At 65.0% G+C, this 12,138-nt stretch carries 10 protein-coding genes and 2 pseudogenes; 6 read left to right on the top strand and 6 right to left on the bottom strand.

Annotated elements, in window-relative coordinates:
* A partial coding sequence (locus tag AB7F49_RS33895) for an ABC transporter substrate-binding protein (protein ID WP_428530495.1) occupies positions 1-565 on the top strand: 565 nt, incomplete at its 5' end.
* Positions 566-709: 144 nt separating this feature from the next.
* Here AB7F49_RS33895 and ilvD read toward each other — a convergent pair.
* From ilvD to tsaA, 4 genes and pseudogenes are all read right to left on the bottom strand, one after another.
* A complete protein-coding gene (gene ilvD / locus AB7F49_RS33890; protein WP_428530493.1) occupies positions 710-2,398 on the bottom strand; it encodes a dihydroxy-acid dehydratase in 1,689 nt (562 codons plus the stop codon).
* Between the two features lie 96 nt (positions 2,399-2,494).
* Complete coding sequence (locus AB7F49_RS33885; protein WP_428530497.1) at positions 2,495-2,884, bottom strand: helix-turn-helix transcriptional regulator; 390 nt, start codon at positions 2,882-2,884, stop codon at positions 2,495-2,497.
* A gap of 45 nt (positions 2,885-2,929) precedes the next feature.
* Positions 2,930-3,467, bottom strand: a pseudogene (locus tag AB7F49_RS33880) (cupin domain-containing protein); the annotation flags it as partial.
* 365 nt (positions 3,468-3,832) lie between these two features.
* Positions 3,833-4,357 carry a tRNA (N6-threonylcarbamoyladenosine(37)-N6)-methyltransferase TrmO gene (gene tsaA, locus AB7F49_RS33875; RefSeq protein ID WP_428530491.1) on the bottom strand — a complete coding sequence of 175 codons (525 nt, stop codon included), beginning with the start codon at positions 4,355-4,357 and terminating at the stop codon, positions 3,833-3,835.
* 176 nt (positions 4,358-4,533) lie between these two features.
* Here tsaA and AB7F49_RS33870 point away from each other — a divergent pair, with 176 nt between their 5' ends.
* The 4 genes from AB7F49_RS33870 (at position 4,534) to metH (ending at position 10,652) form a co-directional block, all read left to right on the top strand.
* Positions 4,534-5,526: an ArsR/SmtB family transcription factor gene (locus AB7F49_RS33870; protein WP_428530489.1), complete on the top strand. Its 993-nt coding sequence runs from the start codon at positions 4,534-4,536 to the stop codon at positions 5,524-5,526.
* A complete protein-coding gene (gene metF, locus AB7F49_RS33865; RefSeq protein WP_428530487.1) occupies positions 5,523-6,437 on the top strand; it encodes a methylenetetrahydrofolate reductase [NAD(P)H] in 915 nt (304 codons plus the stop codon). The genes AB7F49_RS33870 and metF overlap by 4 nt, the downstream gene beginning before the upstream one ends.
* A gap of 88 nt (positions 6,438-6,525) precedes the next feature.
* A complete protein-coding gene (locus AB7F49_RS33860; protein ID WP_428530485.1) occupies positions 6,526-6,912 on the top strand; it encodes an endonuclease domain-containing protein in 387 nt (128 codons plus the stop codon).
* Between the two features lie 11 nt (positions 6,913-6,923).
* A complete protein-coding gene (gene metH / locus AB7F49_RS33855) occupies positions 6,924-10,652 on the top strand; it encodes a methionine synthase (protein WP_428530483.1) in 3,729 nt (1,242 codons plus the stop codon).
* Between the two features lie 220 nt (positions 10,653-10,872).
* Here the strand turns inward: metH and AB7F49_RS33850 are convergent, their stop codons facing one another.
* Positions 10,873-11,076 carry a hypothetical protein gene (locus AB7F49_RS33850; RefSeq protein WP_428530481.1) on the bottom strand — a complete coding sequence of 68 codons (204 nt, stop codon included), beginning with the start codon at positions 11,074-11,076 and terminating at the stop codon, positions 10,873-10,875.
* A 43-nt stretch (positions 11,077-11,119) separates the two neighbouring features.
* Positions 11,120-11,338: a DUF2798 domain-containing protein gene (locus AB7F49_RS33845; RefSeq protein ID WP_428530479.1), complete on the bottom strand. Its 219-nt coding sequence runs from the start codon at positions 11,336-11,338 to the stop codon at positions 11,120-11,122.
* A gap of 154 nt (positions 11,339-11,492) precedes the next feature.
* Here AB7F49_RS33845 and AB7F49_RS33840 point away from each other — a divergent pair.
* A pseudogene (locus AB7F49_RS33840) lies at positions 11,493-12,138 on the top strand (hypothetical protein); the annotation flags it as partial.

Below are 12,138 nucleotides of genomic sequence, written 5' to 3'. Positions count from 1 at the left end.
CAGTGTCGTCGGCGGCGGCACACATGCTCCTTTCAACATGGTGCTGCGCAATGCCGGGCTCGACCCCGACAAGGACATCAAGCTCGTCGAAGTCGGCTTTGCGCTGTCCGAGAACGCGCTGCGCTCGGGCCGCGTCGATGCGGTCAACATGGTGCAGCCTTTCGCGGCGCGCGCCGAAGCCAAGGGAGGCACGCGCAAGCTGTTCGCGCTCGCAGATGCCCTGCCCAATATCGTGCATATCGTAGAGGCCTGCCGGAAGGATTTCGTGGAGAAGAATCCGGAACTGGTCACCGCGTATGTGAAGGACATCACCGCCGCCATGAAGATGGCGCTGGCGAACCGGCCGGAAACCATCCAGGTCGTGCACGAGGTGATGAAGGCGCCGGTGGCGGCGCTTGAGACCTATCTGCTCAAGCCGAACGATTTCGCGCGCGAGCCGGGGGCGGCGCCGAACTTCGCCGGCATCCAGGCGATGTTCGATGTCTATACCGACAACAAGACGATCTCCAAGAAGCTCGATGCCTCGACACTGAAGCATCCGAAGATCGTCGCGCCGATGGAGTAACCGGTATCGTGTCCCGGGCGCAGCGCAGCGTGAAACGGTGCTCTGCAGACCCGGGACCCACTCTACCCGTTGGGTCCCGGCTTAGCGGTGCATCACTTCGTGCTGCACCGCATCCGGGACACGAGTCTCACGCTAGTTTGCTAGCTAAGCCTCAGGCCACTCCGCCTTGCCCGCATGGGTGACCGCGCCCTTGTCGGCCTGACCGACCAGCTGCGCATATTTGGCGAGCAGTCCCGCTGCATGCCGCGGCTTTGGCGGTGTCCACGCGGCCTTGCGGCGCTGCATCTCGGCGTCGTCGATGAGCACATCGATCGTGCGCGCAGCGCCGTCGATGCGGATGCGGTCGCCGTTCTGCACCAGCGCCAGCGGGCCGCCGACGGCTGCCTCCGGAGCAATATGTCCGATGCACATGCCGCGCGTCGCGCCTGAAAAGCGGCCGTCGGTGAGGAGGGCGACTTTCTCGCCCATCTGCTGGCCGTAGATGATCGCAGTGGTGCCGAGCATTTCGCGCATGCCGGGCCCGCCCTTCGGCCCCTCGTAGCGGATGATCAGCACTTCGCCGGCCTGATAGTCGCGCTTGCGAACCGCAGCCGTGCAGGCGTCCTCGCCGTCGAACACCCGGGCGATGCCCTCGAACACCAGCGACTTGAGGCCCGCGACCTTGAGCAGCGCGCCGTCCGGCGCGAGATTGCCCTTCAGCACTGCGAGCCCGCCATCGGGACGGATCGCATTCTCCGCCCGCCGCACGATCTCGCCGTCGGGGTCGGGCGCGCCGTCATGCTCTTGCGCCAGCGTGCGGCCGGTGACGGTCAGCACGTCGCCATGCATGTGGCCGGAGCGGATCAGTTCGCGGATGATGATGGAGACGCCGCCGATGTCGTGTACGTCCTTCGCAAGAAAGCGCCCGCCCGGGCGCAGATCGCCGATCAGCGGGGTGCGCGCGAATACGGCCTCCACATCATCGAGTGTGAACGCGACACCCGCTTCGTTCGCGATCGCGGGCAGATGCAGCGCCGCGTTGGTCGATCCGCCGGTCGCGGCCACGATGGCGCAGCCATTCTCGATCGACTTGCGGGTGACGAGATCGCGCGGCAGCGGGCCGCCGCGCTTGAGAATATCCAGCACGATCTGGCCGGCGCGCTGGGCAATCGCCGAACGTTCCGCATAGACACCCGGGATCATTGCAGAATTGGGCACGGTCAGGCCGAGCGCCTCCGACACCATCGCCATGGTGTTGGCGGTAAATTGTCCGGCACAGGCGCCGATCGCCGGGATCGCGACGCGCTCCAGCACTTTCAGCTCTGCTTCCTTCATCTGGCCGGTCTGCACCGCGCCGACCGCCTCGTAGGAATCCAGCACGGTGACGTCGCGGCCGCCGAAGCGGCCGGGCAGGGCGGCCCCGCCATAGACGAACACCGAGGGCACGTTGACGCGCACCATGCCCATCATCGCGCCGGGCAGCGTCTTGTCGCAGCCGCCGAAGGCGATCAGCCCGTCATAGGCATGGCCCTGCATCACGGCTTCGATCGAATCCGCGATCACTTCGCGGCTGACCAGCGAGAACTTCATGCCCTCGTGGTTCATGCCGATGCCGTCCGATACCGAAATGGTGGTGAATTCGCGTGGCGTGCCGCCGGCGGCCTCCACACCTTGCTTGGCCCATTCGACCTGTGGACCATGCGTCATGTTGCAGGGCGTGGTTTCGCCCTTCATCGAGACGACGCCGATCATCGGCTTTCCGATCGCCGCGTCGTCGAGCCCCATGGCGCGCATAAAGGCGCGGTGCGGCGTTCGGTCGATGCCGTCGCGCGTGATGGACGAACGCAGGCGCATGTCGGGTCTCCCAGGCCGGGGAAAGCGGGTCCGGCGAGCGTTGCATGCCGTACGCGGGCGACAATCTCAAGCGCGCCGACGGACACTCAATGCTGCTCAGCCCTCCAGTCCGGCAGGGCCCCGGCGCCACTGCGCGGGCGGCGAGCCGACTGCGCGCTTGAACGCACGGTTGAATGCCGCCTCGGATTCGTAGCCGATGCGTCCGGCGATTTCGCCGATGCCGAGCGTGGACTCCCTCAGCATCTGCCGCGCGAGGTGCATTCGCCAGCCGGCAAGATACTGAATCGGCGCCTCGCCGACTAGTTCCACGAACCGCTTGGCCAGCGCTGCGCGTGAAATGCCTGCGTGGTCGGCCAATTCCTCGACCGTCCATGCCTGCGACGGCTGCGCATGGAGGAGTGCGAGCGCGCGACCGACCTGCGGATCGTTCAGCCCGGCAAGCCAGCCGGTACGACCGTCGGCCAGCGCGCGCAATTGCCAGCGCATCACGTCCATGAACATCAGCTCGGACAGGCGCGCCAGCACCGCATGGTTTCCCGGTCCCGCGCGCTCAGTCTCGTTCTGAAAATAGCGCAATGTCGCCCGCCACCAATCGACCTCGCCGTGATCGCTGATAATGTGAACATGGCGGCTGTCCGGTGTGAAGGTTTCCAGCTCGATCCTCTCGCCGCGCGCGCGGATGCACATCGCGGCCGGCAGCGATCCGAGCAACGGTCCGAACCGCTGGTCCGAATGCAGGAAGCCGCAGATGAAGCCGTCCTCCTCGCCGCCGCCGCCATGCCGAACGACGGCGACCTCGTCGGCGGAGGGCCTCCGGTAGATGTCCTTGATCGGTTTGGGGCTCAGGTGCGGATCGCTTGTCAGTATGTGCTGATCGCCGCGCGGAAACACGATCACGTCTCCGGCCTCAAGCGGCATGTCGGGAAACCTGCCCGATCGTGCAATGCAGCGCCCTCATCACATGGAACGGCGTCACCGATTCCGCGCCCGGCATGAGGCGCGTCGTCAGGATTTCCGGTGGCGACGAAATGATCGACCATGGCCGGGTGAATTCGGCACGGAAATGCACCACGCCCGAGAGCCTGACCACGCGCAGCACTTCCGACAGGACATCCACCGCGCCACCCCTGGACTGCGACGAGAGTGTTCGAGCAAGGACTTTCAGAGCGGCGGCAAAGTCCGTCAAGGCCCGGTAGCGTTCCGGCAAAGTCTTGTAGAGCCGCGGACATGGCGGCCCGGTCCTGCAGCCCGCATCATTCGCGTGTCAGCCGGACGGGAGCGCAAGGTGGACGGCATCATCCGCAGACATGGCAACGGAGCGCTCGACATCGAATTCTACCGGGGCCGCGCGGTGACGCTGCGCGAGACCGAGCGGACCAGAATCACTCATGCCCTGCTGGTTGGCGTGTGCTCGATAACCAGGGCGAGTGTGGTCTATTTCGCCTCGTTGGCGCGGTCCCGGTGCCAGCCGACCGCTGCGTCCGGTCTGGAGTCGACCGAAGCGAAATAGGGCTTGATGTCGAGCAGCGGCGTGTTGTCCAGGCAGTCGATGTTCTGGATCGATAGCCGCGTGCCCTCGACCTTGAGAAGTTTGACGACGCTGAGCGCGATCGGATTCGGCCGCACCGGCGATCTCAATGCGAATGTGCCGCGGCCGTCGCCGTAATGGCGCGGGGTCTGGACCACGAGGTCGCGGCGCGCGCGGTCCATCCAGTAGAGCACGATCAGATGCGTGCAGGTCTCGACCTTGTCCAGCGCGGCGGCGTAACGCTCGTCGAGCTCGATGGTACAGACGGTGTCGGATTCGCCCGCGTTCTTTGGGCAGTCCTCCCGCTTCGTCCAGGGCGTGCGGATGCGGCCGATGAAATACAGGCCGGCGTCAAAGGTCGCGGGCAGGTCGACCGCGACTTCACCGGGGCGGATGGAAGGGGCGGTCTCGGCGTTCAGGTCAGGGCTCATCAGGCGCGTTTAAGCAAATTTCAGAGCGCGGGCCACGCGCTATTCACTCCTTTGAAGCGGTGCGGACCGGTCGTTCCCGACACAAAAAGTTAACGGTCGCCCACAATGTGGGCTTGCGCCCATCGAATTACCGTATAAAGATATCCTTATATCGAATTGATCTTTGGGATGCAGGAATGACCGGGCCGCTGGCCTTTGAGACCATGCATGACGCGCTGCGGGCCGTGGCGGAGGGTACCCGGCTGCGCATCCTTGCGCTGCTCGCCGAAGCCGAGCTGACCGTCTCCGATCTCACCGAAATCCTGCGCCAGTCGCAGCCGCGCATCTCGCGCCATCTCAAGCTGCTGTCCGAAGCCAGCCTGATCGAGCGCCATCGCGAGGGTGCATGGGCGTTCTTCCGGGTCGCCGAAACCGGCGATGCGGCGGACGTCGCGCGCATGATCGTGGAGCGGCTCGATCCGGCCGACCCGGTCATCGGCCGGGATCGCGAACGACTGGCGGCGGTGCGCGAGGCCCGCGCGGTGGCGGCGCAGAGCTATTTCCGCGAGCACGCCGCCGAATGGGACCGTATCCGCAAGCTGCACGCCGCCGACGAGGCGGTCGAGCAGGCGATCGTGAAGGCGCTTGCAGACAAGCCGTTTCGCTCGCTTCTCGATCTCGGTACCGGAACCGGGCGCATGCTCGAATTGTTCGGCGCGCAGATCGAGCGCGGGCTCGGCATCGACATGTCGCTCGACATGCTGCTGCTCGCGCGGGCGCGGCTGGAGCGCGCGGGCTTGCGTCACTGCAGCGTGCGGCAGGGCGACATCTACGACCTGTCGCTGCCGCGCGATTCCTTCGACGTGATCATCATCCACCAGGTGCTGCATTATCTCGACGACGGCGCGCGCGCGATCCGTGAGGCCGCGCGCGTGCTGGCCCCGTCCGGGCGCCTGCTGATCGTCGATTTCGCGCCGCACGAGCTCGAATTCCTGCGCGAGGAGCATGCGCATCGCAGGCTCGGCTTTTCGCCGGACACCATGTCGCAATGGCTCGCCGCTTCGGGCCTCGACGTCACCATGCACAAGAGCATCGCGCCGGAGCGCGGCACCGACGGCAAGATCGCGGTGTCGCTCTGGCTCGCACAGGACCGGCGGGTGCGGATGGCCGGGCGTCAGGAGGTTGCATGACCAACATCGCGCCACAGCGGGTCAGCCGGCTGGTGAACGGACGCGGCAAGTCGCTGCGGGTGTCGTTCGAGTTCTTTCCGCCCAGGACCGAGGAGATGGAGCGTTCGCTCTGGGACGCGATCGAGCGGCTCGCGCCTTTGCATCCGCATTTTGTATCGGTGACCTATGGCGCGGGCGGCTCCACCCGCGAGCGCACCCACGCCACGGTGAAGCGCATCCTCGAGGAGACCGCGCTTACGCCGGCGGCGCATCTCACCTGCGTCGATGCCACGCGTGACGAGGTCGACGCGGTGGTGCGCAATTATCGCGACATCGGTGTGAAGCATATCGTGGCGCTGCGCGGCGATCCGGCCGGCGGCCTCGGGGCACCCTACGCGCCGCATCCGGGCGGATACGAGAATGCGGCCGAGCTCGTTGCCGGGATCAAGCGCATCGGCGATTTCGAAGTGTCGGTCTCGGCCTATCCCGAGAAGCATCCGGATTCGCGCCATGGCAATGTCGATCTCGACATGCTGCAGGCCAAGGTCGATGCGGGCGCGACGCGCGCCATCACCCAGTTTTTCTTCGAGAACGACCTCTATTTCCAGTATGTCGATCGCGTGCGCTCGCGCGGCATCGACATCCCGATCGTGCCCGGGATCGTGCCCGTGCAGAATTTCAGGCAGGTGAAGAACTTCGCCGAGCGCTGCGGCACCTTCATCCCGAACTGGCTGGCGGAGCGCTTCGAGGGGCTCGATGATGATGTCTCGACGCGCAAGCTGGTCGCCGCCGCCATCGCCGCCGAACAAGTGTTCAACCTCGCCGACCGCGGCGTCACCGATTTCCACTTCTATACGATGAATCGCGCCGACCTGGTCTTCGCGATCTGTCACATGCTGGGGCTGCGCCCGGCGGAGAAGGTCGCGGCGTGATGTTCTCCGGTCATTCCGGGGCGCGCTGTTCCCTTCCCTCTCCCATAGGGAGAGGGTGCCCGCGCGAAGCGCGGGCGGGTGAGGGGTTGTGACGCGAAACGTGGCCATTGCTCGCAACCTCCGGCGCGGTCAGACCGACGCCGAGCGCAAGCTATGGTTCCGCTTGCGAGACCGCCGCCTCGCTGGATTGAAATTCCACCGGCAGATGCCTCTCGATCACTACGTCGTGGACTTTTGCTGCGAGTCCGCGCGGCTCATTGTTGAGGTCGATGGAGGCCAACACACGGAGACAAGCGATCTTGTTCGCACACGAGAACTGGAGGCGATGGGCTATCTAGTTCTGCGCTTCTGGAACCATGATGTCCTCGCGAACACCGATGGTGTTGTCGAAAGCGTTCTCGACTCCCTCAACAAACTGACACCGGTCCCCCCTCACCCTAACCCTCTCCCCGAAGGGGAGAGGGAACCGCACTGAGTATGCCGCAGATGTCCATAACGCCCTCAAAAACCGAAACCCTCCTCCGTTCCCTCGCGGCCGAGCGCATCCTGCTGCTCGACGGCGGCATGGGCACGATGCTGCAGCAGCGACGCTTCGACGAGGCCGCGTTCCGCAACTCCCGCTTCAAGGATTGGCAGCATGACGTGCGCGGCAACAACGATCTGCTGATCCTGACGCAGCCGGACGCGGTGCGCGAAATCCATCTGGCCTATTTCCAGGCCGGCGCCGACATCGTGTCGACCAACACCTTCTCGTCGACCGTGATCGCGCAGGCCGATTACGGCATGGAGAGCCTCGTCCCCGAACTGAACCGGGTCGGCGCGCAGCTGGTGCGCGACGCCGCAGAAAGCGCGCACAAGCGCGACGGGCGCCAGCGTTTCGTCGCCGGCGCGATGGGTCCGACCAACCGCACCGCGTCAATTTCGCCCGACGTGAACAATCCGGGCTTTCGTGCCGTATCCTTTGACGAACTGAAGGCGGCCTATGCCGAGCAGGCGGCGGCGCTGCTTGAAGGCGGCGTCGACATCCTGCTGGTCGAGACCATTTTCGACACGCTGAACGCCAAGGCCGCGCTTTATGCCATCGCAGAGCTGGAAGAAGCGCGTGGCGAGAAAATCCCGGTGATGATCTCCGGAACCATCACCGATCTGTCCGGCCGCATGCTCGCAGGCCAGACCCCGGAAGCGTTCTGGAACGCGATCCGGCACGCCGCGCCACTGTCGGTCGGGCTGAACTGCGCGCTCGGCGCCAAGGAAATGCGCGCCCATATCGCGGAATTGTCGCGCGTCGCCGATACCCTGATCTGTGCCTATCCGAATGCCGGCTTGCCGAACGAGTTCGGACTCTATGACGAAAGCCCGGAGCACATGGCGGGCCTGCTTTCGGAGTTCGCCGGCTCCGGCATCGTCAATATCGTCGGCGGCTGCTGCGGCACGACGCCCGAGCATATGCGGGCAATCGCGCTCGCGGTGGCCGACAAGGCGCCGCGCGCGATCCCGGTGATCGAGCGGCGGCTGCGGCTGTCCGGGCTTGAGCCGTTCACGCTGACCGACGCCATCCCGTTCGTGAATGTCGGCGAGCGCACCAATGTCACCGGCTCCGCCAAGTTCCGCAAGCTGATCACCGCCGGCGACTACCCCGCCGGCCTTGCCATCGCGCGCGAGCAGGTCGAGAACGGCGCCCAGATCATCGACGTCAACATGGACGAAGGGCTTCTCGATTCCGAGAAGGCGATGGTCACCTTCCTGCATCTGATTGCGGCCGAGCCCGACATCGCGCGGGTGCCGATCATGATCGACTCTTCCAAGTTCCAGGTGATGGAAGCCGGCCTGAAATGCGTGCAGGGCAAGTGCATCGTCAATTCGATCTCGATGAAGGAGGGCGAAGAGGCCTTCATCCATCACGCCAGGATCGTGCGCCGCTATGGCGCCGCCGTGGTGGTGATGGCGTTCGACGAGCAGGGCCAGGCCGATACCATCGAGCGCAAGACCGCGATCTGCGAGCGCGCCTATGACATCCTGGTCAATCAGGTCGGATTTCCGCCGGAAGACATCATCTTCGATCCAAACATCTTCGCGGTCGCCACCGGCATCGAGGAGCATAACAATTACGGCGTCGCCTTCATCGAGGCGGCGCGTTTCATCCGCGAGAAGCTGCCGCACGCGCATGTGTCGGGCGGCGTCTCGAACCTGTCGTTCTCGTTCCGCGGCAACGAGCCGGTGCGCGAGGCGATGCACTCGGTGTTCCTGTATCATGCGATTCATGCCGGCATGGACATGGGCATCGTCAACGCCGCGCAGATGGCGGTCTATGACGACCTCGATCCGGAATTGCGCGAGGCCTGCGAGGACGTGGTGCTCAACCGCCGCGAGGACGCGGCCGAGCGGTTGCTCGAGATCGCCAAGCGCTTCTTCGGCCAGACCCGCGAGAAGACCGAGGCCGATCTCGCCTGGCGCAGCTGGCAGGTGGGCAAGCGGCTCTCGCATGCGCTCGTCCACGGCATCACTGATTTCATCACGGTCGATACCGAGGAAGCGCGGCAGGCCGCGAAGCGTCCGCTCGATGTGATCGAAGGGCCGCTGATGGACGGCATGAACGTGGTCGGCGACCTGTTCGGCTCCGGCAAGATGTTCCTGCCGCAGGTGGTGAAGTCGGCGCGGGTGATGAAGCAGGCGGTGGCCTATCTGATGCCGTTCATGGAAGAGGAGAAGGCATCGAACGACAGGGGCCAGAGCAATTCGGCCGGCAAGGTCCTGCTCGCGACCGTCAAGGGCGACGTGCACGATATCGGCAAGAACATCGTCGGCGTCGTGCTCCAGTGCAACAATTACGAGGTGATCGACCTCGGCGTGATGGTGCCGGCGGCGAAGATTCTTGAGACGGCACGGGAGCAGCAGGTCGACATCATCGGGCTGTCCGGCCTGATCACGCCCTCGCTCGACGAAATGTGTCATGTCGCCGCCGAAATGGAGCGGCAGAATTTCGATCTGCCGCTCCTGATCGGCGGCGCCACCACCAGCCGCGTGCATACCGCGGTGAAAATCCATCCGAACTACAACAAGGGCCAGGCGGTCTATGTCACCGATGCGAGCCGTGCGGTCGGCGTTGCACAGTCGCTGATGTCGAAGGACGGGCGCGCAGCCTATGTGGAGACCACGCGCGCGGAATATGCGCAGATTGCCGCGGCTCACGCGCGCGGCCAGGACGACAAGAAGCGGCTGACGCTCGCGGAAGCGCGCGCCAAGTCGCTGAGCCTCGATCCGGAGGTGGCGCTCGCAGCGAAGCCGAGCTTTCTCGGCACCCGGGTGTTCGAGAATTACCCGCTGGCGAAGCTCGTCGATTACATCGACTGGACGCCTTTCTTCTCGACCTGGGAATTGACCGGGCGCTATCCGCAGATCCTGCACGACGAGAAATACGGCGAGGCGGCGCGTTCGCTGTTCGCCGACGCCCAGGCCATGCTGAAGCAGATCGTCGACGAGCAATGGGTGCAGGCCTCCGCGGTGATCGGCTTCTGGCCGGCGGCGCGTGACGGAGACGATATCCGCGTCTTCGACAAAACGGGCGGCTCGCAGATTGCGACGCTGCACGGGCTGCGCCAGCAGATCGCGCGGCGCGACGGGCGGCCGAATGTGTCGATCGCGGACTTCGTGGCGCCGTCGGACGGTGCGCCGGTCGATCATGTCGGCGCTTTTGCGGTGACGGCGGGTATTGGCGAGGATGTCATCGCCACGCGGTTCAAACGCGCCAACGACGATTATTCGGCCATCATGATGTCGGCGCTGGCCGACCGCCTCGCCGAAGCATTTGCCGAGCATCTGCATGAGCGCGTGCGCAAGGAATTCTGGGGCTTTGCGCCGGACGAGACATTCACGCCCGCCGAGCTCATCGCCGAGAGCTATCAGGGTATCCGGCCGGCGCCCGGCTATCCGGCGCAGCCCGACCACACGGAGAAAGAGACGCTGTTCAGGCTGATCGAGGGCGAGCGCATCGGCATCAGTCTCACCGAAAGCTTTGCGATGTGGCCGGGCGCTTCGGTCTGCGGGCTGTATTTCAGCCATCCGCAGAGCCATTATTTCGGCGTCGGCAAGATCGAGCGCGATCAGGTCGAGGATTACGCGCGGCGCAAGGGCTGGAGCGTGGCCGAATGCGAGCGCTGGCTGGCGCCGATCCTCAACTATAATCCGGGCGCTGCCGAGAAGGCGCGGGCGGCTTAGGCGGGCGCTCCGAAAAGCAAGACACCGGAGGGCTTGTCGCCGCTCCGGTGTCTTCTGAACTCAAGGCCGCTCACTACGCCTGCGGCGATTGTTGGTCTTATAGCAAAACTCCAAGAACCTCAGAACGCTCCCAGCAGAACCGCGCTCACGAACGCGAACACGGCAAGGACAGCCAGGAAGTTGAGTTTCAAGGAAAGGTCCATAAGGCCTCCCTTCGCTGTCATGAACTCATCATATCAGATCGCGGAACCCGCTCGAAGGTCTGAACGCCGCTGGCGCGGCGAAGTGCCGCCCCGATGTTGGAAAAGGTGGTCAGATCGTCAGTAAGCGTCTGAAAATATTCGATAAAATATTTTTTCACAGGGCGTGGGGCACCCGCTAAGTGTTTGATTTTCCTGTCGTGGCCGCTCTCGGTCAGGTACAATCAAGGGTTGAATATCGACTTTTTTCCACATATTCGTCGCGCTTCAGCGGCCCACCAGCCGCTCTGCCAGCCGACGGGCCGTCGGCATGACCAGATAAGCGGTCGCGGCCGCGATCGGCCAGGCCACGGCAAATGCCTTGGCCCATTGCTCCAGGAATTCGGGATCGAGCCCGAGTGCGAGGAAGGTCGCAACGAAGGTCACGAGCGCTACCATCACGATCGTCATCAGCGCGGCCGTGAGTGCGCGCACCCGCCATTCCATCTGAATCTCCCCGGCACCTGACCGGAGATTGCCGGCTTCCTTCCTCGTTGGAAAGGGCGCGCCAGGCCGTCTGGTTACGGTCGGGTAACGATAATGAATACCGCTGCACGCCGGTGAATGACCCGTTAACAATGTCGTTCGCATTGTTCGCTTCATGTTGCGGGCGCTGTGTCATCACTGGCGTATGTGCGTTACCGGAGCCGGCCTGGTTCTTCTGGCCGGCTGCGCCGGGCATTATTTCGCGCAGCGCGAGCCATGGCGGAAGGAAGCCGAGCTTGCCTGCATGAAGTCGGGAGCCCTCAAGGAAACCGGCACGCTGGTGCGTATCGAACCGATCAATGGTCCCGGCATGTGCGGCGCCGATTTTCCGTTCAAGGTGGCGGCGCTCGGAGACGCGCCACTGCTGGGTTATTCCGGTCTGCGGCCGCCCGGCGAAATACCGAATGCGGGACCGCAGCGGTGGCCCGTGACCGCTGCGCCACGAAGCGCCGCACCGCCTGTCACGGCGTCCGATCCCGGCGACGAGCCGCGATATGCCAATCCGACGCGGCCGTCTGCCGTTCGGCGTCAGCCGCTGGCGCCGACGCAGGCGGGCACGCGCGCGAACGGCGCGCCGCTGTCCATCCTGCCGCAGCAGCTTGGCACCGGGGGCAGCGGGCGCGCCGCAACGTACGAGCCCGCAACCGCCGATGTGCGCGCGGCTTCCGCCGGCGCGCGCCGCCCATCCGTCTACGATCCCCCGACGGAGCCTGCCATCGACGATGAAGGCATGCCGCAGCGTCGCGGTTCACGCTCACCCT

This window comes from Pseudorhodoplanes sp. (genome assembly GCF_050250235.1).
Lineage (GTDB): Bacteria > Pseudomonadota > Alphaproteobacteria > Rhizobiales > Xanthobacteraceae > Pseudorhodoplanes.
Note: the sequence above shows the minus strand (reverse complement) of the source record. Positions and strands in the feature narration are given on the sequence as shown.

Excerpts from the sequence above, each read along its gene's own strand:
- AB7F49_RS33885 (WP_428530497.1), bottom strand. The coding sequence starts at position 2,884 with ATGCGCTGGCAATTGCGCGCGCTGGCCGACGGTCGTACCGGCTGGCTT.
- metF (WP_428530487.1), top strand. The coding sequence starts at position 5,523 with ATGACCAACATCGCGCCACAGCGGGTCAGCCGGCTGGTGAACGGACGC.
- AB7F49_RS33845 (WP_428530479.1), bottom strand. The coding sequence starts at position 11,338 with ATGGAATGGCGGGTGCGCGCACTCACGGCCGCGCTGATGACGATCGTG.
- AB7F49_RS33870 (WP_428530489.1), top strand. The coding sequence starts at position 4,534 with ATGACCGGGCCGCTGGCCTTTGAGACCATGCATGACGCGCTGCGGGCC.
- metH (WP_428530483.1), top strand. The coding sequence starts at position 6,924 with ATGTCCATAACGCCCTCAAAAACCGAAACCCTCCTCCGTTCCCTCGCG.
- ilvD (WP_428530493.1), bottom strand. The coding sequence starts at position 2,398 with ATGCGCCTGCGTTCGTCCATCACGCGCGACGGCATCGACCGAACGCCG.
- tsaA (WP_428530491.1), bottom strand. The coding sequence starts at position 4,357 with ATGAGCCCTGACCTGAACGCCGAGACCGCCCCTTCCATCCGCCCCGGT.